Raw genomic sequence first — 21084 nt, 5'->3', positions numbered from 1 at the left:
CGTGTTTGGGAGTCGAGTGTCCGCCATGGCCTTGTCAGCCAGCCTGTTGCTGCGTCAAAATCAGTCACTTGTGATGACTCCGCAGCTGATGCAGTCGATCCAGCTGCTTCAGATGACGCATATCGAGTTGGTCAGCTTCATCGCCCAGGAAGTCGAAAAGAACCCTCTGCTTGAAATTGCGGCAAATGATAGCGATCCTGGCGAAACATTCGGCAGCGACGAAGCTACGAGTTCGCAAGCCTCAGAGAGTATTGAATCGTCCCATACGAGCGAGACGGCGGAATGGTACGGCGATGACGCCCCTGTTCTCAACGAGGCGCTGGACACCAATTTCAGCAATGTGTTTCCGGATGATGAGAGCGGACGCAAGGCCGACGCGCCGGAGCTTCTCGGCCAATGGAAATCCATGCCCGGCGCCGAGGCTGGCGACGACTACGATCTCGATGACTTCGTTGCGCGCAAGCCGAGCTTGCGCGACCACATTGCACAGCAGGTGCCGTTCTCGGTCACCGGTCTCACCGACAGCATGACAGCCGACGCTCTGCTCGATCATCTCGACGAGACCGGATATATCTCCGCTGACGCGGTCAGCGATGTGTCAGAGCGGCTGGGACGGCCGGAAAAGGACGTCGAGGCGATCTTGCGCATCCTGCAGAGCTTCGATCCGCCGGGTGTCTTCGCTCGCTCACTCAGCGAATGCCTGTCGATCCAGCTGCAACAGAGAGATCGGCTGGACCCGGCGATGCATGCTTTCGTTGGCAACCTCGATCTTCTGGCCAAGCGCGATTTTGCCACGCTGAAAAAGCTTTGCGGCGTCGATGAGGACGACCTTCTCGACATGCTGAGCGAGATCCGTGGTCTTAATCCGCGTCCCGGTGCTGGCTTCGAGACGGGTTCGTGCGAGACCATCATACCGGACATCATCGTCCATCCCTCCACCGATGGAAGCTGGCTGATCGACCTCAACCCGGAGACGCTGCCGCGCGTCTTGGTCAATCACAGCTATTTCACGGAAGTGTCCAAGGTGAAACCGCGCGCAGGGGAAGACGGCGAATTCCTCTCCACCTGCATGCAGACGGCCAACTGGCTGACGCGCAGCCTCGATCAGCGGGCGAGGACGATCATGAAGGTGGCGAGCGAAATCGTCCGGCAGCAGGATGCGTTTCTGCTGCATGGCGTGGATCACTTGCGCCCCCTCAATCTGAAGCAGGTCGCCGATGCCATCAAGATGCATGAATCGACGGTCAGCCGCGTCACATCGCGCAAATACATGCTGACGCCACGTGGCGTCTTCGAACTCAAATATTTCTTCAGCGTCTCCATCGGCTCGTCGGAGGGCGGTGACAATCACTCGGCAGAAGCGGTTCGTCATCGCATCCGCACGATGATCGCGCAGGAAGCGCCCAGCTCGGTTCTGTCCGATGACGATATCGTCGATCAGCTGAAAAAAAGTGGTATCGATCTGGCGCGACGGACTGTCGCAAAATATCGTGAAGCGATGAACATCCCCTCCTCCGTGCAGCGCCGTCGGGAGAAAAAGGCGATGGCTCGCATGGCCTCGGCTTGAGCCCTTTTATTATAGTTTACAAACACTTAACATTGACAATTGACTTGCCTAGCCGACAAGGCTAGAAGCTCGCCGCAGACAAGGCGGGGGTCTGAAGAGGGAATTGCATTCAAGGGGCAGCGGCATTCGTCTGCAAAGGCACGAAAGAGGTCGCGAAACGCTTGGATGAGCGCTCAGCTTGACGTAAGCTGGTATACGCAAATCACTGAAAAAGGAAAAATTCCATGAGTGTGCGTGTATCTGGTAAACATATGGATGTGGGCGAGTCTTTCCGTCAAAAGATCGAGGACAATATAAGCCAAGCCGTTACCAAATACTTCGATGGGGGGTATTCCGGCCAGGTGACGGTCGCGAAGTCCGGCCAGCTTTTTGCTGCGGATTGCAAGATCCACCTCGACACTGGGGTCGTTCTGCACGCGGCAGGACAGGCCAACGATCCGCAAGCCAGCTTCGACGCGGCGGCAGAGCGCATTGAAAAGCGCCTGCGTCGTTACAAGCGCAGGCTCAAGGATCACCATAACGGTTCAGCGTCCAAGGGGATCGATGAGGAAGTCGCCTACCGGGTGATGGATGCAGTCCCGGATGAGGATGAGGAAATCGCGGAAGATTTCGCGCCAACAATCGTGGCCGAGACTTCCAAACAGATCAAAACCATGACGGTTGCAAGCGCAGTCATGGCTCTCGATATGACCGATGAGCCAGTTCTGCTGTTCCGCAGCCCGTCGAAAGAACTCAACATCGTCTACCGTCGCAACGATGGAAACATCGGCTGGGTCGACGCGGCGATGATCAAGAGCTGAAGTCTAAGGACCCGGAAGGCGCCCTCAAGCGTCTTCCGGTTCGTCTCGATGGCATGAAGGAAAAAGAAATGGCATTGGCAGATTTGCTGCACCAAGATGCGATTATTCCCGCGCTAAAGGTCAATTCCAAGAAGCAACTCCTTCAGGAACTGGCAGCAAAGGCATCCCGTATCACCGGGGTTTCCGAGCGGGACGTATTCGACGTCATCTTGCAGCGTGAGCGGCTCGGCTCCACCGGCGTCGGTCATGGCATTGCCATTCCCCATGGAAAGCTCAGCAGCATCTCCTCCATTACCGGCGTTTTCGCACGCCTGGAAACACCCGTCGACTTCGAAGCACTCGACGACCAGCCGGTCGATCTCGTGTTTCTTCTGCTCGCGCCGGAAGGTGCTGGCGCCGACCACCTGAAAGCCCTGTCGCGGATTGCCCGCGTTCTGCGCGACCCGGAACTGGTGGCGAAATTGCGCGCGACTGATTCCGATACGGCGATCTACACCTTTCTTAACCAGGAGCAGGTGAACGCGGCCTGAACGCCAAGCTTGGGTTCACGCGAACATAGCCTCGACGTTTAAAGCGCCGTGCGTCCTATTGGACGCACGGCGCTTTACCATTTTGAATCGACGCATCGTGCTTTCCGAAAATCGAGACCGATTTTCGGGCCGATGCTGTAAAACAAAGGCCCGGGTATCGATCAGATATCCGGGCCTTTTGCTATTGATCAGATGAAGACGAAGAAGGCGCTCAGGCGTCTTTCTCGTTGAGACCGCTTGTGCCGGGCTCAGCACCTGCCGGCGCTTCAACCTTCGGGCCACCCTTGGCCACGCCGACCATGGCTGGACGCAGAACGCGCTCGCCGATGGTGAAGCCAGCCTGCACCACTTGGACGACAGTGTTGTTCGGCACGGTGGTGTTGGGAATTTCGAACATGGCCTGGTGGAAGTTCGGATCGAACTTCTCACCCTCGGCATCGATCTTCTTCACGCCGTGACGCTCAAGTGCGGAGAGCATGGAGCGTTCCGTCATATCGACGCCTTCGATGAGACCCTTGATATTGGCTTCGGCACTTTGCTTCAGTTCTTCTGGAATGGTGTCGAGCGCCCGGCGAAGATTGTCGGAGACGGCCAGCATGTCACGCGCGAAGCCGGCCACGGAATAGGCCTTTGCATCCTTGACCTCGCGTTCGGTACGACGGCGAAGATTGTCCATCTCAGCGGCCAGACGCAGGAATTTGTCGCGAAGATCGGCGTTTTCCGCCTTCAGCACATCGATCGGATCGGGTTCTGCCTGCTCCGGCACCGCATTCTCCGCCGTGGTCGCTTCCACTGCTTCGTCGGCAGCGCCTGCGTCAGGTCCGGTCTTGTTGGTGTCAGTCATGACGTTCTCCAAATTACATGTGTATTGTGGCTTGCAATGAGATTGAGCCCGATATCGAGCTTTGCCATGCAAAAATCAAGGCTTACGGGAAAAAGGAGCGGTTTTTCAAGCGACCTGCGCGGTTAGACCGTTTCCTTTTCAGATGGAAACGTCAAATGGAAACGCTCTAACGTCGCTTGGTTGAAAGCCGCGCCATGATCTGGGCGGTGTAATCCACCATCGGCACGATGCGGGAATAGTTCAGCCGTGTCGGGCCGATAACCCCGACAGCGCCGACGACCCGGTTCTCGTCGTCCTTGTAGGGTGCAACGATCAGCGATGAGCCCGACAGGGAAAACAACTTATTTTCCGAGCCGATGAAAATCCTGACCCCGGAGCCGGTCTCTGCCAGATTGAGGATCTCGATCAGGTTTTCCTTGCGCTCCAGATCGTCGAAGAGAAGACGAACCCGGTCGATATCCTCTTCTCCGGCCAGACCTTCGAGAAGATTGGAGCGGCCGCGCACGATCAGACGACCAAGCTTGCCTTCCTCATTGTCGCCGGACCAGACGGCAAGCCCCCGCTCCACCAGATCCTGGGCCAGCGTGCTCAGCGCGCTTTGCAGCTCGTTCTTCTGTCGGGCTATCTGGCTTCGCAGTTCCGGCAGCGTCTGGCCGCCGAGATGCGCGTTGATGAAGTTGGCGGCCTCGGTCAATTGCGACGAAGTAATGCCGGCCGGCAGCTCGATGATGCGGTTTTCGACCTGGTTATGGTCGCCGACCAGAACGGCGAGCGCCTTGGTGGGCTCCAGCCGGATGAACTCCACATGTTTGAGGACGGCATCGTTCTTGGCGGTCAGCACCAGCCCTGCCCCGCGCGACATGCCGGAGAGCATGCTGCTTGCTTCATACAGCAGGCCTTCGAGAGACTGTTCGCGCCCGGAGATCGGGCCGATATGCCGGTCGATATTGGCGCGCTCGGCCTCAGGCAGTTCGCCCACCTGCATGAAGGCATCGACGAAGAAGCGAAGCCCGGTCTGGGTCGGCAGGCGTCCGGCACTGACATGCGGCGAATAGATAAGACCGAGCTCCTCCAGATCGCTCATGACGTTACGCACAGACGCTGGCGACAGCGACATGGGAAGCAGGCGAGAGAGACTACGCGAACCGAGCGGTTCGCCCGTTTCCAGATAGCCTTCCACAATGCGCCTGAAGATTTCGCGTGAGCGATCGTCCAGAAGCGCACCTGGCTCTTTGCCGATGGGAGGAGTTATGCCCATGCCGCTCGTTCTTCCCCAAGCTGTTTTTCACTGTCTTGAATATAGTCACTCGGTCTTCCAAGTGAAAACGGAAATTCGGCTCTAAGCCCTGCTCGTCCGCTTTTCCTTTGCAAAAGCGTCGCCCTGACCTTAGAAGGCGGGAAGTTAAGAGACGGAGAGAAACGATATGCGGCCCTCAGGCAGAAAAACCGACCAGATGCGTAAGGTATCCTTCGAGCGCAACTTCTCCAAGCACGCCGAAGGCTCCTGTCTCGTCAAGTTCGGCGATACGCATGTTCTGGTCACCGCCAGCCTCGAGGAAAAGACGCCGCCATGGCTGCGCAACAGTGGCAAGGGCTGGGTTACAGCTGAATATGGCATGCTTCCCCGCTCCACCAACGAGCGCATGAAGCGCGAAGCATCGTCCGGCAAGCAAGGCGGCAGAACGCAGGAAATCCAGCGCCTGATCGGCCGTTCGCTGCGCGCAGTCGTTGATCTGCAAGCCCTTGGCGAACGCCAGATCAGCATCGACTGCGACGTCATCCAGGCCGATGGTGGTACGCGTACCGCCTCCATCACCGGTGCCTGGATTGCCCTTCACGACTGTCTGAAGTGGATGGAAAGCCGCAACATGCTGAAGGTCGAAAAGGTTCTGAAGGACCACATCGCCGCCATTTCCTGCGGCATCTTCGCCAATCAGCCGGTGATCGATCTCGATTACCTTGAAGATTCCTCTGCGGAGACCGACGCCAACTTCGTCATCACCGGCTCTGGCGGCATCGTCGAAATTCAGGGCACCGCCGAGGGCAAGCCATTCTCGGAAGAGGAATTCCTGACCCTGCTTGGCCTTGCCAAGGCGGGTTGTGCGGAGCTCGTCGAGATGCAGAAGCAGGCAATTGCCTGAACGGGACAAGACCATGCGCAAGCTTGATACCAGAACCATCGTCGTTGCCAGCCACAACAAGGGCAAGATCGCCGAAATCGCCGACCTGATCGGCCCTCTCGGCTTTTCGGCAAAATCGGCCGCCGAGCTGAATTTCGAAGAGCCGGCTGAAACCGGCACGACCTTCGAAGAAAATGCGGCGATCAAGGCGCTCGCTTCGGCCAAGGCATCCGGCATGCCGGCGCTCTCCGACGATTCGGGTCTGGTGATCGACGCGCTGGACGGCGCGCCTGGCGTCTACACTGCGGACTGGGCGGAAACCGGCAACGGCACACGCGATTTCGCCATGGCGATGCAAAAGGTCGAAGACGCGCTTCAGGATCGTGGCGCGACGACACCGGAGCAGCGCACCGGCCGCTTCGTCAGCGTTCTTTGCCTGGCCTGGCCGGACGGCCATACCGAGTTTTTCCGCGGTGAAGTGGAAGGCACGATCGTCTGGCCGCCACGCGGCACGAGCGGTTTCGGCTACGATCCGATCTTCCAGCCGGAAGGCTACGCAACCAGCTTTGGGGAAATGACCTCCGACGAAAAGCATGGCTGGCGCCAGGGCGATGCGACGGCGCTGTCGCACCGCGCGCGCGCTTTCAAGAGCTTCGTCGAAACCTGCCTGGAGGCATGAGCATTACGATGACCGGGAGCGGCCTTTCTTCTGCGCCCGGCGCACATCCGTCCGGATATGCGGACCTTCTGCCGGATACGGGTGAACCCGGCTTTGGCATCTATGTTCACTGGCCCTTTTGCGCGGCCAAGTGTCCCTATTGCGATTTCAACAGCCATGTCCGCCACCAGCCGGTGGATCAGGAGCGCTTCGTTGCCGCCTTCCTGCGCGAAATGGAAACGATGCGGCAGTTGAGCGGCCCCAAGGTCGTCACCAGCATTTTCATGGGCGGCGGCACGCCGTCGCTGATGGACCCGCAGACGGTCGGCGCCATTCTCGATGGTATCGCCCGCTTCTGGCGCGTGCCGGACGGCATCGAGATTACGATGGAGGCCAATCCCTCCAGCGTGGAAGCGGAACGCTTTCGTGGCTACAGGGCCGCCGGCGTCAATCGCGTCTCCATGGGCGTACAGGCGCTGAATGACCGGGATCTGAAGTTCCTCGGACGCCTGCATGATGTGGCCGATGCGCTGAAGGCTATCCGGCTGGCGCGCGAAATCTTCCCGCGCATGTCCTTCGATCTCATCTATGCCCGCCCCAATCAGACAGTTGAGGAATGGGAAAAGGAGCTCGTAGAGGCCATCTCCTATGCGGTCGATCACCTGTCGCTCTACCAGTTGACGATCGAGGAAGGCACGGCCTTCTACGGTCTCCACAAGGCGGGCAAGCTGATTGTTCCGGATGGCGAACAGTCCGCTGTGCTCTACGAGGCGACGCAGGAGATTACCGCACGTCATGGTCTCCCGGCCTATGAGGTTTCCAATCACGCACGTCCCGGTGCTGAAAGCCGCCACAACCTCACCTATTGGCGCTATGGCGACTATGCCGGTATCGGCCCCGGCGCCCATGGACGTCTGAGCAAGGGCGGTGCCAAACTCGCAACCGCCACCGAGCGACACCCCGAAACATGGCTGCAAGCCGTGGAGCGCGATGGGCACGGCATGGTGGATCAGGAAATGCTGGGGCGTGACGAACAGGCCGACGAGTTGCTGTTGATGGGACTGCGGCTTCGCGAAGGCGTCGATCTCGCCCGCTGGAGCGAGTTCTCGGGCCGCGATCTGGACCCTGATCGCGAGGCGGTTTTACTGGAACACGGCTTTATCGAGCGGCTTGGAAATTCGCGCGTCCGCTGCACGCCATCCGGCATGCTGATCCTGGATTCGGTGGTTGCCGATCTCGCTTGAGACAAGCGCTACACGGCACGCTCCAGCCAGAGAATCGCGCGCCGCGATTTTCAAAATGTCCCGCGCATAGAGGCCTTTAAGTACGCGAAACGGACTGTCTTGGAGGGCAACCTGAGCCTTTGGCAGACTGCGTTATCGCAGAACCTAAAGCCCAGCATCGCGCGCTAAAGCCTCTACCTTGGCCACATGAGTGGTATCGCCGAAAATCATTAAGTCAGTGCGATCAAATCCCCCAACGGCTCTGAGATTGAGATCAGTAAAACAGATGTCCATCAGACTTTGCTCTCTTAAGCTACGGATAAATATTGCCTCCATATCTTCCCCCGCGCTGCGCACGCTGACGCGCTCAGGATTTGCCAAAACTCCAGACAACACTCTTAACGTCTCGTAAAAACTCAGGAAACTGCGCTCACCGGCTTCATATATGTGCAGAGCCTCATTGTCCCTCGCCTGTTCATACGTGAATATTCTGCAGACTTCGGCCTCGTCCTCGGTTAGCCAATGATCAAACACCGAGACGTAGAAGAACGGAAGACCAGATAAGGCGATATCCTCACCGCCCGGCTCGTAGGCATCGAAAAGCTTCTCTGGTTTGATCAACTCATCACCTAAAACATTGAACTAGCTGTCACAGGGCTCACACAACCAGCAAGTCTTCGACTGGTGCTGCAGGAAGCCCACATCGCGGATTACACAGCAATTTGTTTATGGTTCGATTACACCAGAAAAGACCAGGCCCGGACCTAAGTCTCCGCCCCCAACCTGAGAGTTTGGCTAATCCTCAAGTCATTGGATCGAGTGGCGAACTAGCTTCAAGTTAAACTGCTCCGCCTGTCGCTAAACACAACCGGGGGGACCGCAGTCGCCGAACGACTTTAATGCATCGTCAATTGGGAGAACGATCGCGCTGTAGAATTGGCCGCTGAGATGCTTCCATCGTGTTTCTTAGCCGCCTCAACTGATCCTGAAAGCGATATAGATCAGCGTCACCGCAATCACCCAGAGTGCCAGGCGCCCCCAGCGCGTGTGACGGGCTTCTGACCTGCCGATGGCTTCGGCCGTGCGTTCGTCGAAGCGCAGGCCGTTTTCGCTCATATACATCAGTTCGGAATGCAGCTTTTCGGTTTTGGCCGCGATCTCGGGTGCCGCTTCCGCCAGCTTGATCGCTGCCTTCACGCCGTCCTTCAGATCGGTGACGATACGCTTTGGCCCGAGATTGTCGCGGATCCAGCCGCTGACGACGGGGTCTGCGGCCTTCCACATATTGAAGCGCGGGTTGAGGATACGTGAGACGCCTTCGACGACGACCATGGTCTTTTGCAGCATGACCAGTTCGGGGCGCGTTTCCATGTCGAAGAGTTCGGTGACTTCGAAAAGCAGCGTCAGGAGCTTGCCCATGGAAATGGTTTCGGCCGGTTGGCCATGGATCGGCTCGCCGATGGCGCGGATCGCCTGGGCGAAGCTTGCCATGTCATGGTGGGCCGGTACGTAGCCCGCTTCGAAATGCACTTCAGCCACGCGCATATAATCGCGCGTGATGAAGCCATAGAGGATTTCCGCCAGGAAGCGACGTTCCTTTTTGCCAAGCCGTCCTGCAATTCCCATGTCGACTGCGACGATGATACCCGTCGGATCAACGAAAAGGTTTCCGGGATGCATGTCTGCATGGAAGAAGCCGTCGCGCAGCGTGTGGCGCAGGAAGGACTGGATCAGCGTATCGGCGAGCGCATTGAGGTCGTGACCGGCCGCCTTCAGCGCATCCGTATCCGACATCTTGATGCCGTCGATCCATTCCATGGTGACGACGTCGCGACCGGTGCGTTCCCAGTCCACTTCCGGCACACGAAAGCCTGGGTCACTCTTGGTGTTTTCGGCAAGCTCGGAAAGAGCCGCCGCCTCGAGGCGAAGGTCCATCTCGATCTTGGTGGTCTGCTCCAGCGTCTTGGTGACTTCGACGGGCCGCAGACGCCGGGCGGAGCGAACGAAACGCTGTTGCAGATCGGCCACCAGATACATGGCTTCCAGATCGTCCTGGAATCGCTGGCGCACACCGGGGCGAATAACCTTGACCGCCACCTTCTTGCGCCCTGATGGCGTGTCGATGACGGCGGGGTGCACCTGCGCGATGGAGGCTGCGGCTATCGGATCGCCGAATTCTACGTAAAGCTCAGAGATCGGACGTCCGAGCGAGCCTTCGATGTTGGCCTTGGCGGCAGCAACGGGAAAGAAATCCATGCGGTCCTGCAGACCGGCCAGATCTTCGGCAAAGTCCGCGCCAACCACATCTGGCCGGGTCGCCAGGAACTGACCCATCTTGACATAGGACGGGCCAAGACGGCTGACCGCCTTCGAGAGTCGATCGCTGCGCTCACTTCTCAACGCCTTGTTGCGCGCCAGCGGCTTCAGCATGCCCTTGACGAATTTCGCAGAAGCGGGCAGCCCCTCGTCGGGCAGCGCCAGGACCACACCCTCGCGGACGAGAACCCAGCCAACCTTGGCGAGTCGAAAATATGCGCCAAGCGTGCTCATGCGAATGCCCTGCTATGTCCTGGAAATGCCATCGATCAGAGTTTCCAGCCAGAATGCAGCGCGGCAATTCCGCCGGTATAGTTGGTGTAGCTGACGCGCGAGAAACCCGCGGTCCGGATCATGGCGGCAAAATCATCCTGCCGTGGAAATTTACGGATCGACTCGACCAGATACTGGTAGGGCTCGGCGTCGCCGGTGATCATCTTACCGAATTGCGGAATGGCGTTGAAGGACCATGCGTCATAGACCTTGTCGAGCAGCGGCATTTCCACTTCGGAAAATTCCAGCACCAGAAGACGTCCGCCACGCTTCAGCACGCGATAGGCTTCCGACAGCGCCACATCGATGCGCGGCACGTTGCGGATGCCGAAGGCGACCGTGTAGGCATCGAAGCTATTGGCCTCGAAGGGCAGTTCTTCGGCATTGGCCTCGACGAAGGTCAGATTTTCTGTTAGGCCTTTTTTGGCCGCCCGCTCCTCGCCGACGCCGAGCATCGAGCCGTTGATATCGAGAACGGTGGCATGCGCCAGACGGTTGGAGGCTTCGACAATGCGGAAGGCAATATCGCCGGTACCGCCCGCCACATCGAGAACTTTGTAAGATGGGTCCTTGCGGGGCGAGAGTGAGGCGACCATGGCGTCTTTCCAAACCCGGTGCAGACCGGCCGACATCACGTCATTCATGATGTCATAGCGCTTGGCAACCTTATGGAAGACGTCATTGACCATGCCCTGCTTCTGGCCTTCATTGACCTGACGGAAGCCATAGGAGGTTTCCATACCGCCTTCGGCTGTCGTGCGGGCTTCGGTCATGATCAGTCTCCATTCCTCAATGACAACTAGAGTACCGTGCGTGCTTTAAGACGCACAAAGGACTCTAACTCTTTAAACCAACACATAGCGGAAACGGCTCTGCAACGCTATCTGTTGCACCATAGATATGGCCCGCGACATGTATGTGTGCCGTCTATAGACCACAAGGTCGCCGCGATAAACAGACGTGAAGAGAGTGCCATGCCCGAATTGCCTGAAGTGGAAACCGTTCGACGCGGCTTAGCGCCCGTTATGGAAGGCGCGCGGATCGAACGACTGCTCCTCACGCGCCCGGACTTACGTTTTCCCTTTCCGGAAGGCTTTGCCGAACTCGTGGAAGGTCGCGAAATCCTGTCGCTCGGGCGCCGGGCAAAGTATTTGCTGATCGAACTCGACAATGGCCTGACCATCGTCTCGCATCTCGGCATGTCCGGTTCTTTCCGCATCGAAAGCGGGAATGAAGCCGAGACATCCGGTGAGACGCCCGGCGAGTTTCACCACCCGCGCTCCAAGGATGGCAAGCACGACCATGTGATCTTTCATCTGACGCGCGGCGCGGACAAGACACGCGTCATCTATAATGACCCGCGCCGTTTCGGCTTCATGCATCTGGTGCGCCGTGCCGATATCGACCTCTATCCGGCCTTCGCCGGTCTTGGTCCCGAGCCGACCGGAAATGCTCTGAGCGCCGACTACCTTGCCAGCCGGTTTGAGGGAAAGACGCAGCCGCTCAAAGGTGCCCTGCTCGACCAGAAACTCATTGCGGGGCTTGGCAATATCTATGTGTGCGAAGCGCTGTGGCGCTCCCACCTCTCCCCGCTTCGCGCGGCATCGACCCTTGTCACCAAAAAGGGAAAGCCGAAGCCTGCTCTGGAAGAGTTGACGCGGCACATACGCGACGTCATCGCCGATGCGATTGCAGCCGGTGGCTCGTCGCTGCGCGATCATATCCAGACCGACGGCTCGCTTGGATATTTCCAACATTCCTTTTCGGTCTATGATCGGGAAGGCCATGCTTGCCGCTTCCCCGATTGCCGGGGTACGGTCGAGAGGATTACGCAGAGCGGACGCTCCACATTCTATTGCGCCGCCTGCCAGAAATAAGGGAGAGGAAGAAAGCCATGGATTACGAGACGATCATTGTCGAGAAGCGCGATGCCGTCGGCGTCGTTACGCTGAACCGCCCGAAAGCGCTCAACGCGCTGAACTCCACGCTGCTGAAAGAGCTACGCCATATTCTCTCGGCCTTCTCATCAGATGACTCCATTGGCGCCATCGTCATTACCGGATCGGAGAAGGCGTTTGCCGCCGGTGCCGATATCAAGGAGATGAGTACGCTCAATTTCGTCGATGCTTATCTTGGCGACTTTCTGGGAGGATGGGATGATGTGGCGGCGAGCCGCAAGCCGGTGATTGCCGCCGTCTCTGGCTTCGCGCTCGGCGGAGGATGCGAACTTGCCATGATGTGCGATTTCATCATCGCCTCCGATACGGCGAAGTTCGGCCAGCCGGAAATCACGCTGGGTATCATTCCCGGCATGGGCGGTTCGCAAAGGCTGACCCGCGCGGTCGGCAAGGCGAAGGCCATGGACCTCGTTCTGACAGGTCGCAAGATGGATGCCGCGGAAGCCGAGCGCGCCGGTCTCGTCTCGCGCGTTGTCACTCCTGAAAAGCTGCTGGACGAGGCTGTCGAGGCCGCAAGCGTGATTGCATCCCTGTCTCGCGCCTCCGTGCTGATGGCGAAGGAGAGCGTCAACCGCTCCTTCGAGGTTTCGCTGTCGGAGGGTTTGCGCTTCGAGCGGCGCCTGTTCCAGTCGCTTTTTGCCACGGACGATCAGAAAGAAGGTATGGAGGCATTCATCGAAAAGAGAAAGCCGCTGTTCCAGAACAAATAGGCGCCGGCACCCGCCAAGCCGGTGTCTGCCGGGAGTCGGAATCTCGGTGTTTTTACGCAAAACGCGTTGACGGGCAGCGGCTTTAGGGTTATATGCCCGCCCACGGTTAGGGAAAGTCATCCGGCTTGTCCCAGTTACTCCCGCAATTTTGGAACATGAGGTCTTCGAACGACCCTATCCTGTGGTTGCGGATTTTGGTTTGAATTCGAAGAGAGGCATACATGGCCAATACAACTTCGGCGAAAAAGGCGACTCGCAAGATCGCTCGCCGTACCGCAGTCAACAAGGCTCGCCGTTCGCGCGTCCGCGGTTTCATTCGCAAGGTCGAAGAGGCCCTGGCAACTGGCGATCTCGCTGTTGCGACTGAAGCGCTCAAGGCTGCACAGCCAGAAATCCAGCGCGCCGCTACGAAGGGCGTCATGCATTTCAACACTGCATCGCGCAAGGTTTCTCGTCTGGCGCAGCGCGTAAAGGCCCTTTCGGCCTAATCCGGCTAAGACAATATTGTGATTGAAAAGCCTGGCCCTTCGGCCGGGCTTTTTCCGATTCTAACGACCTATTAACGGTTTCGCAATGAGCATGACATTTATGCTTCAAATGCGTGACGCAAAAAGCTCTTTAATTTCAGCAACTTACAGAAGGTCTCTCAAGGGACGCCGTCTTTCCGCTGCGGAAGGCAGCCACAATCTTGAGTCAAGGATTTTTTTATTTTTCTGTCAAAACCGGCCTCAAAAATAGCTCGAAAATGAATCTCATTGATTCATAAGCGATTCTCCAAACAAGCCCGCCGGCCATGCAAAAGGCCTTCCGCGAGTCAATGGCAGATCGGCTCAGCCACAGAAAAAACGCCATTGATCTCCGTATGCGATCCTGCCTAAATGCATCTCGACAAGGGGCGCGGATATCTATCCACAAGCTATCTCGAAACAAAGTTCGAAGGCGTAAGCTCCTTGCGGACGGGTTCTGTTCGGACCCGTTTTTTCAAGTCACTGGATGTGTTTGGCTACAACCTCATGGGTTGTAGAAAGATAGACGTGTGTCTTGGTGACGGGTGTCCGAGTTGTGATGTGAGAGTATGCATTGAGAGTAGCATGCCTCTTCATGATGGAGAGGTTAGCGGGATAGCCGGCTCGCGGTTGAAGCCTTGCGCTTCAGGATGGTTTTAGAGGGGCCATCCTTACGGGGACAGTAGGTGGGGTATCTCTGGCGAAGCTTGACGCTCTGCCAGGCTATGATTGGCAATTTGAAAGGCGGCAGGAATGCAATTGAATTTGGCAATGGGTGCGGTGGCAAACGGGGACCGCGCACAGAACGCTTGTGATGCAGTTTGCAATGATGCGGCGGGGAATATATCGAATATGAAGAACGATGCGCTGTTCGAGCGCTTTAGCGCGCGACTGAAGGCGCAGGTCGGTCCTGAAGTCTATGCAAGCTGGTTCGCGCGGCTGAAGCTGCACTCGGTGTCCAAGAGCGTTGTTCGCTTCACCGTTCCGACGACATTTTTGAAGTCCTGGATCAACAACCGCTATATCGATCTGATAACCACTCTGGTGCAGGCGGAAGACGCCAATGTCCTGAAGGTCGAGATCCTGGTGCGTTCGGCCAGCCGTCCGGCTCGCGCTGTTGCGACCGATGACAGAACGCAGCCGGTCCAGGATGCCACGCCTTCCGCCCAGCGTGCCAAGCCCTTCATCCCACCGCAGATAACCAGCGCTGCAAGCCATCCGGGTTCGTCTGCACCCAGCATGGCACCGCGCTCTTCTGGCTCCGGTCCGCTCTTCGGCTCCCCGCTCGACACGCGCTTTACCTTCGACACCTTCGTGGAAGGATCGTCCAACCGCGTTGCGCTTGCTGCCGCTAAGACGATTGCCGAAGCTGGTGCGGGCGCAGTACGTTTCAATCCGCTCTTCATTCATGCCGGCGTTGGCCTTGGAAAGACCCATCTTCTCCAGGCGATTGCCAATGCCGCAGTCGATAGCCCGCGCAATCCGCGCGTCGTCTATCTGACAGCAGAATACTTCATGTGGCGCTTTGCCACCGCCATTCGCGACAATGATGCGCTGACGCTGAAAGACACGCTGCGCAACATCGATCTTCTCATCATTGACGACATGCAGTTCCTGCAGGGCAAGATGATCCAGCACGAGTTCTGCCATTTGCTGAACATGCTGCTCGATAGCGCCAAGCAGGTCGTGGTTGCCGCAGACCGCGCGCCGTGGGAGCTGGAGTCGCTTGATCCGCGCGTTCGTTCGCGCCTTCAGGGCGGTATGGCGATCGAGATCGAAGGTCCCGATTACGACATGCGCTACGAGATGCTGAAGCAGCGTATCGCAACTGCACGCCAGGAAGATCCAAGCTTCGACATTGGCGAAGACATCGTCTCCCACGTGGCCCGCAGCGTCACCGCCAGCGGCCGTGAACTGGAAGGTGCCTTCAACCAGTTGATCTTCCGCCGTTCGTTTGAGCCCAACCTGTCGGTCGAGCGTGTGGACGAGCTGCTCGCCCATCTGGTTGGCGCTGGTGAAGCCAAGCGCGTGCGCATCGAAGATATTCAGCGGATTGTTGCCCGCCACTATAATGTCTCGCGCCAGGAGCTGGTCTCCAATCGCCGCACCCGCGTCATCGTCAAGCCGCGCCAAGTGGCGATGTATCTCGCCAAGATGCTGACCCCCCGCTCCTTCCCGGAGATCGGTCGCCGTTTCGGCGGGCGCGACCACACGACGGTGCTTCATGCGGTTCGCAAGATCGAGGAATTGATCTCGGGCGACAGCAAGCTTGGCCATGAGGTCGAGCTTCTGAAGCGACTGATCAACGAAAACAATGCCTGATAAGAATGGCGCGGCAGGACATCCTGACCGCGCCGTTTCATTGCATGACCCGAGCCGGGGACGTTTGGCGCGGTAGAGGCACGCCTCCCGATCATCACAGTATCGCCGTTGAAAAAGCCCGCCTGTCGTTTCCGACGGCGGGCTTTTACAGTTTCTGAACTCAAGCTTGGTCCACGCAAAAGTGGGCAGCGGTTTTGCGATGACGGCATGCGGTAAACAAACAGCGAAAGCGTGGGAAGCGAACCTGAAAGATCGCGCCACGCCTTACGCTGTGACGCTGCTTACTTCGTGCCGTACATGCGGTCGCCCGCGTCGCCTAGACCGGGAACGATATAGCCCTTCTCGTTCAGCTTGCGATCGATCGCCGCAGTATAGATCGGCACATCGGGGTGGGCTTCGCGGAAGTTCTTGATGCCTTCCGGTGCTGCGAGCAGGCAGAGGAAGCGCATGTTTTTCGCGCCGCGCTCTTTGAGCTTTTCAACGGCAGCAATCGAGGAGTTACCGGTTGCGAGCATGGGATCAACGACGATGATGAGGCGCGCATCCAGGCTTTCCGGTGCCTTGAAGTAATATTCGACGGCTTCCAGCGTATCGTGATCGCGGTAGACACCGATATGCGAGACACGCGCTGAAGGAACGAGCTCCAGCATGCCCTCGAGAAGGCCATTGCCTGCGCGAAGGATCGAGGCGAATACCAGCTTCTTGCCTTCCAGCACCGGTGCCTCGATCGTTTCCATGGGCGTCTCGATGGTCTCCATCGTGAGGTCGAGATCGCGCGTCACTTCATAGCAGAGCAGTGTGGAAATCTCGCGCAGCAGCCGCCTGAAGCCGGCCGTGGAGGTTTCTTTCTTGCGCATGAAGGTGAGCTTGTGCTGCACAAGCGGGTGATCGATGACTGTTACGCCGTCCATGGAAACTGGCCTTTCCTTTTGCTTTTATCTTTGTTCTCTTCGACCAAATGCGGGCATTTCGCAAGACCGGAAGTGAGAGGTTTCCCGCGGCGGCAGCCTTTGGTCAGGCCGCCGCACCGGTCGAGGCATCGAAGCGTGCGAGAAGGCTGCTCCGCGTCTCCTCATCGACGAAGGCAGCCTCGAGCGCCGTTCGCGTCAATGCATTGATCTCTGCATCCGAAAAGCCGAAAGCGTGGCGGGCAATCTCATATTCCTGCGCCAGCGAGGTGGCGAAGAACGGTGGATCGTCCGAACTGATGCAGACGCGAACGCCAGCGTCGCGAAGTTGCTTCAAGGGATGGCTTGCAAAATCCGGATAGACGCTGAGCGCGATGTTGGAGCCCGGGCAAACCTCAAGCACGGTACCGAGTTCCACCAGACGCTCGACGACTGCCGCATCCTCGATGGCTCGAACCCCATGGCCGATCCGCTGCGGCTTGACGAGATCAAGTGCGTCGGCAACGCTGAAGGCACCGCAGACTTCGCCGGCATGGATGGTGAGGCCGAGTCCCGCATCTCGGGCGATGTCAAAGGCACGGGCATAATCGGCCACTCGCCCCATGCGTTCCTCACCCGCCATATTGAAGCCGGTGATCAGAGGATGACGCACACGCGCGGCGTATTCGGCTGCGGCGATGACACTTTCCGGGCCGAAATGACGCTCACCGGTAACGATGATACGCGCCTCTATTCCGGTCTTCTCCTTGGCCCGACGCATGCCTTCGGCGATGCCGGAGAGATAGGCATCCGCACCAAGGCCGATGCGATCGCCGTGATCGGGAGAGATGATCAACTCGCTGTAGATGGTGTTTTCGCCCGCAAGCTCGAGGAGATAGGCCTCCGCGAGAGCGGCATAATCTTCTTCCGTCTTGAAAACCTGCGCCACATCGTCATAGCAGCGGATGAACTCGGCAAAATCATTCCAGACATAGGCGCCGTCACGCAAGAAGGCGCTGGTGTCGACATTGTATTTGCGCGCCTGTTCCAGCACGAGTGCGGGAGGGGCCGCACCTTCCAGATGGCAATGGATTTCAGCTTTCAATAATTGATGGGTCACATAAAACTCCTGCCGTGCCGTCCGGACGGTATGCTGAGGTGAGCGGCGATGCTCTCGCCGATATCCGCATAGCTTGAGCGGATACCAATATTTCTTTCGCGAAAACCGGGACCGAAGGCCATGATCGGCACGCGTTCGCGCGTGTGATCCGTCCCGAGCCAGGTCGGATCGCAGCCATGATCGGCCGTCAGGATTGTGACATCGCCCGGCTGCATCTTGCGGTGAATTTCCGGCAGACGCTGATCGAACGCCTCCAGCGCTGCGGCATAGCCTGCAACATCGCGGCGGTGGCCGTAATTCATGTCGAAATCGACGAAGTTGGTGAAGACGAGATCGCCGTTCAGGGCCTCATCCATGGCTTCCAGCGTCGCCTCCATCAAGGCATCGTTACCATTGGCCTTGATCACCCGCGACACGCCCTGATGCGCATAGATATCGCCGATCTTGCCGATTGCCAGAACCTTGCGGTCCCGCTCGACAAGGCGGTCAAGAAGCGTCGGCTCCGGCGGCAAAACCGAAAAGTCGCGCCGATTGCCCGTTCGAGCAAATGTCGCCGCACTCTCCCCGATGAAGGGGCGTGCGATGACGCGGCCGATATTCAGCGGATCGAGGATTTTGCGGACGATCTCGCACAGCGCAATCAGCCGCTCCAGCCCGAAATGCATTTCGTGCGCGGCAATCTGAAAGACCGAGTCCGACGACGTGTAGCAGATCGGCTTGCCCGTGCGGATATGCTCTTCGCCAAGACGGGCGATGATGTCCGTACCGGACGCATGACAATTTCCAAGGATGCCCGGGAGGTTGCCCTTCTCGCAGATCGTATCGATAAGCTCAGGCGAGAAGGCATCGCCCTCGGTCGGGAAATAACCCCACTCGAAGCGCACCGGCGTTCCGGCAATTTCCCAATGACCGGACGGCGTATCCTTGCCCTTCGAGACTTCGTTGGCGCAGCCATGCAGACCGAAAATGTGTTCGGGGGGCGGCATGCCAGCCGGGCGGGTTCCGCTGGCGAGTGTGGCGATCTCCAAAAGGCCAAGCGCCGACATGTTGGGAAGTTTCAATGGTCCGGATCTCAGGCCTGCTCTGTCCGCCGCACCTGCGGCACAGAACTCGGCGATGTGGCCGAGCGTGTTGGAGCCTAGGTCTCCGTAATGTTCGGCATCAGGCGCACCGCCCACACCAAAGGAATCGAGAACGAGCAGAAATGCGCGTGCCATGCTTCACCATGAAAGACGCGACATGATTGTCGCTATGTAACGGCGATATATAGAGCACCGCAGAGCAAAAGGTGAAACGCTTTATTGGGGCTTACCGCCCGCCTCATCGTCCTCGTCTCGCTTCGGCGCATTGAGGTTGCGTGTGACATACCAGCCGGCGGCGACCGTCATCGCGGCCAACACGTACCAGGTGATGGCATAGGAGAGATGGTTGTTCGGAAAGACAAGCATGGTCTTGCCACCGATTGGCAGGCCGCCTGGATTGGGTGTCGCGTCGGCGTCCACATAAAAGGGCGCCACGGTGCCGAGCGATTTGGCGTCAGCAATCTGCGCAATGTTGCGGGAGTACCACCGATTGTGCTGCGGATCGTTCGTGCGCAGGAAGAGACCGCCGGTTTCGGGCGCCCTCATGAGACCCACGATTTCCACTCTGGCCGGCAACTCGCCTTCCAGACGCGTCGATGGGTCGCGCTTGTCGCTCGGCACGAAGCCGCGATTGACGATCACCAGCGAGCCATCATCGCGCTGCAGCGGCGTCAACACCCAGTAGCCCGGGCCGAGATCGGAAACGGTATAAACCTGCACCTCATCCTGATGACGGAAGATCCCCGCCAGGCGTACCCGACGATACTCGTAATCTGCAGGATTGGTCAGCGATGCCCATTGCGAAGGTGACGGCGCGTCCACCGGCGCGGCATGAGCCCGCTGCTCGACCTGCTGAATGAGGTCAAGCTTCCAGGACAGCCGCTTTACCTGCCATGTGCCAAGCGCCAGCAACAGGCCGGTGAGAATGACGGTCATCATGATGACGACGACGGCTGCGGGGCGTATGCCTTTTCTGGCGGTGGTCTGCATTGGGGTGTTCCTTGAGAGCATCATGCTCAAACACATAACCCCATGAATCCGCTCTCCGATTCATGGGGTTATGTGTCTTCTCGGAGGGAAGGTCCGCGCCGCTTTCGGCGCGAACCTGATCGATGAACCGGTATGTCAGGGCAGATTCTTCATCTGCTCCATGGTCATGGTCGGCATCATGTTCTTGTTCATGTTGTACATGACCCAGAGCGAACCGACGAGCGCGATCATGACGACGACCAGCGTGAAGAGCAGCGACATGAAGGTCCAGCCGCCCTGCGACTTGGTGTTCATGTGCAGGAAGTAGATCATATGGACGAAGACCTGGATGACCCCGAAGACCATGATCAGGATCACGGTGGCCGTGCGGTTCTCCAGAACATCGCCCATCACCAGCCAGAAAGGAATGGCGGTGAGGATGACCGACAGGATGAAGCCGATCATGTAGCTCTTGAAGGAGCCATGATCCTCGCCGCTCTCATGGTGATGGTCGTCCCCATGATGGGCATGGCCATGCGCGTGGTCGTGTGTATGCGTGTTCGAACTCATCACAGAACTCCAACCAGATAGACGAAGGAAAAGACGCCGATCCAGATGACGTCGAGGAAGTGCCAGAACATCGAGAGGCACGTCAGACGGCGCATGTTATCGGCGTGCAGACCGAACTTCTTCACCTGGACCATCAGCGTCACGAGCCAGATCACGCCGAATGTGACGTGAAGACCGTGGGTACCGACGAGTGCGAAGAAGGCGGAGAGGAAAGCGGAACGGTGCGGGCCGGCACCTTCTTCGATGAGGTGATGGAACTCGTAGAGTTCGAGACCGAGGAAGCAGAGGCCGAAGACGCCGGTGATAGCGAGCCAGAGCAGGGTCGAATTGACCTTCTTCTTCTGTGCCTCCAGCATGGCAAAGCCATAGGTGATGGACGACAGGAGAAGGAAACCGGTGTTGATCGCGACGAGCTTCAGATCGAAGAGATCCGCGCCCGACGGTCCGGCCGCATAGTTGCGGCCGACCACGGCGTAGGTTGCGAAGAGCGTTGCGAAGATCAGGCAGTCGCTCATCAGATAGAGCCAGAAACCGAGCGCTGTGCCGTTTTCCGTATGATGGTCTTCCTTCAGATAGAAGACCGGCTTTTCCGCGCTGTCGGCGGTCTGTGCGGGTGCTTGAGACATGAG

Annotated in this window: 21 protein-coding genes; 10 read left to right on the top strand and 11 right to left on the bottom strand. The window is 58.3% G+C overall.

The window, feature by feature from the left end; translation table 11 throughout:
* The first annotated feature begins 25 nt into the window (after positions 1-25).
* The 3 genes from rpoN (at position 26) to ptsN (ending at position 2897) form a co-directional block, all read left to right on the top strand.
* A complete protein-coding gene (gene rpoN, locus ACTJKV_RS00990) occupies positions 26-1567 on the top strand; it encodes an RNA polymerase factor sigma-54 (RefSeq protein ID WP_062427123.1) in 1542 nt (513 codons plus the stop codon).
* 224 nt (positions 1568-1791) lie between these two features.
* Positions 1792-2367 carry a ribosome hibernation-promoting factor, HPF/YfiA family gene (hpf, locus tag ACTJKV_RS00985; protein ID WP_062427124.1) on the top strand — a complete coding sequence of 192 codons (576 nt, stop codon included), beginning with the start codon at positions 1792-1794 and terminating at the stop codon, positions 2365-2367.
* A 68-nt stretch (positions 2368-2435) separates the two neighbouring features.
* Positions 2436-2897 carry a PTS IIA-like nitrogen regulatory protein PtsN gene (gene ptsN / locus ACTJKV_RS00980; protein ID WP_062427309.1) on the top strand — a complete coding sequence of 154 codons (462 nt, stop codon included), beginning with the start codon at positions 2436-2438 and terminating at the stop codon, positions 2895-2897.
* Between the two features lie 211 nt (positions 2898-3108).
* Here the strand turns inward: ptsN and grpE are convergent, their stop codons facing one another.
* On the bottom strand, positions 3109-3741 hold the full coding sequence (gene grpE, locus ACTJKV_RS00975; RefSeq protein WP_062599194.1) for a nucleotide exchange factor GrpE: 633 nt from the start codon (positions 3739-3741) through the stop codon (positions 3109-3111).
* Between the two features lie 166 nt (positions 3742-3907).
* Complete coding sequence (gene hrcA / locus ACTJKV_RS00970; protein ID WP_062443036.1) at positions 3908-4999, bottom strand: heat-inducible transcriptional repressor HrcA; 1092 nt, start codon at positions 4997-4999, stop codon at positions 3908-3910.
* 166 nt (positions 5000-5165) lie between these two features.
* Between hrcA and rph the strand changes: the two genes are divergently transcribed.
* The 3 genes from rph to hemW are packed head-to-tail and all read left to right on the top strand — an operon-like array spanning position 5166 to position 7763.
* Entirely contained in the window at positions 5166-5882 is a 717-nt protein-coding gene (gene rph, locus ACTJKV_RS00965) for a ribonuclease PH (protein WP_062427127.1), read from the top strand.
* A gap of 13 nt (positions 5883-5895) precedes the next feature.
* Positions 5896-6540 carry an RdgB/HAM1 family non-canonical purine NTP pyrophosphatase gene (gene rdgB, locus ACTJKV_RS00960; protein ID WP_144621802.1) on the top strand — a complete coding sequence of 215 codons (645 nt, stop codon included), beginning with the start codon at positions 5896-5898 and terminating at the stop codon, positions 6538-6540.
* An 8-nt stretch (positions 6541-6548) separates the two neighbouring features.
* Positions 6549-7763, top strand: a complete 1215-nt coding sequence (gene hemW, locus ACTJKV_RS00955) for a radical SAM family heme chaperone HemW (RefSeq protein ID WP_113260125.1) — start codon at positions 6549-6551, stop codon at positions 7761-7763.
* A gap of 144 nt (positions 7764-7907) precedes the next feature.
* On the opposite strand, the gene ACTJKV_RS00950 is transcribed toward hemW, so the two are convergent.
* The 3 genes from ACTJKV_RS00950 to ubiE form a co-directional block, all read right to left on the bottom strand.
* A complete protein-coding gene (locus ACTJKV_RS00950; protein ID WP_274100993.1) occupies positions 7908-8363 on the bottom strand; it encodes a hypothetical protein in 456 nt (151 codons plus the stop codon).
* A gap of 354 nt (positions 8364-8717) precedes the next feature.
* Entirely contained in the window at positions 8718-10292 is a 1575-nt protein-coding gene (ubiB, locus tag ACTJKV_RS00945) for a 2-polyprenylphenol 6-hydroxylase (RefSeq protein ID WP_274100994.1), read from the bottom strand.
* 35 nt (positions 10293-10327) lie between these two features.
* On the bottom strand, positions 10328-11104 hold the full coding sequence (gene ubiE, locus ACTJKV_RS00940; RefSeq protein WP_062427130.1) for a bifunctional demethylmenaquinone methyltransferase/2-methoxy-6-polyprenyl-1,4-benzoquinol methylase UbiE: 777 nt from the start codon (positions 11102-11104) through the stop codon (positions 10328-10330).
* 201 nt (positions 11105-11305) lie between these two features.
* Between ubiE and mutM the strand changes: the two genes are divergently transcribed.
* From mutM to dnaA, 4 genes are all read left to right on the top strand, one after another.
* Positions 11306-12208 (top strand): bifunctional DNA-formamidopyrimidine glycosylase/DNA-(apurinic or apyrimidinic site) lyase, encoded by a 903-nt coding sequence (mutM, locus tag ACTJKV_RS00935; protein WP_274100995.1) that lies wholly within the window; start codon positions 11306-11308, stop codon positions 12206-12208.
* 17 nt (positions 12209-12225) lie between these two features.
* Positions 12226-12999 (top strand): enoyl-CoA hydratase, encoded by a 774-nt coding sequence (locus ACTJKV_RS00930; RefSeq protein ID WP_274100996.1) that lies wholly within the window; start codon positions 12226-12228, stop codon positions 12997-12999.
* A 221-nt stretch (positions 13000-13220) separates the two neighbouring features.
* Entirely contained in the window at positions 13221-13487 is a 267-nt protein-coding gene (gene rpsT, locus ACTJKV_RS00925; RefSeq protein WP_062427133.1) for a 30S ribosomal protein S20, read from the top strand.
* 771 nt (positions 13488-14258) lie between these two features.
* On the top strand, positions 14259-15827 hold the full coding sequence (gene dnaA / locus ACTJKV_RS00920; protein WP_111850106.1) for a chromosomal replication initiator protein DnaA: 1569 nt from the start codon (positions 14259-14261) through the stop codon (positions 15825-15827).
* Between the two features lie 281 nt (positions 15828-16108).
* On the opposite strand, the gene upp is transcribed toward dnaA, so the two are convergent.
* The 6 genes from upp to cyoC all read right to left on the bottom strand — a co-directional run bounded on the left by upp (position 16109) and on the right by cyoC (position 21081).
* Positions 16109-16738: a uracil phosphoribosyltransferase gene (upp, locus tag ACTJKV_RS00915; protein WP_062427135.1), complete on the bottom strand. Its 630-nt coding sequence runs from the start codon at positions 16736-16738 to the stop codon at positions 16109-16111.
* A gap of 103 nt (positions 16739-16841) precedes the next feature.
* The gene (locus tag ACTJKV_RS00910) at positions 16842-17834 is read right to left on the bottom strand and encodes an adenosine deaminase (RefSeq protein ID WP_274100998.1); all 993 of its coding nucleotides are present in this window, start codon (positions 17832-17834) and stop codon (positions 16842-16844) included.
* A complete protein-coding gene (locus ACTJKV_RS00905; RefSeq protein WP_274100999.1) occupies positions 17831-19051 on the bottom strand; it encodes a phosphopentomutase in 1221 nt (406 codons plus the stop codon). The genes ACTJKV_RS00910 and ACTJKV_RS00905 overlap by 4 nt, the downstream gene beginning before the upstream one ends.
* A gap of 81 nt (positions 19052-19132) precedes the next feature.
* Positions 19133-19906: an SURF1 family protein gene (locus ACTJKV_RS00900; protein ID WP_274101000.1), complete on the bottom strand. Its 774-nt coding sequence runs from the start codon at positions 19904-19906 to the stop codon at positions 19133-19135.
* 135 nt (positions 19907-20041) lie between these two features.
* Positions 20042-20455: a cytochrome o ubiquinol oxidase subunit IV gene (gene cyoD, locus ACTJKV_RS00895; RefSeq protein WP_062427138.1), complete on the bottom strand. Its 414-nt coding sequence runs from the start codon at positions 20453-20455 to the stop codon at positions 20042-20044.
* On the bottom strand, positions 20455-21081 hold the full coding sequence (gene cyoC, locus ACTJKV_RS00890; RefSeq protein WP_062427139.1) for a cytochrome o ubiquinol oxidase subunit III: 627 nt from the start codon (positions 21079-21081) through the stop codon (positions 20455-20457). Before cyoC ends, cyoD begins: the two co-directional genes overlap by 1 nt.
* Positions 21082-21084 lie beyond the last annotated feature (3 nt).

The sequence above is a fragment of the Agrobacterium sp. 22117 genome, from assembly GCF_052045735.1.
Classification (GTDB): domain Bacteria; phylum Pseudomonadota; class Alphaproteobacteria; order Rhizobiales; family Rhizobiaceae; genus Agrobacterium; species Agrobacterium cavarae.
Note: the sequence above shows the minus strand (reverse complement) of the source record. Positions and strands in the feature narration are given on the sequence as shown.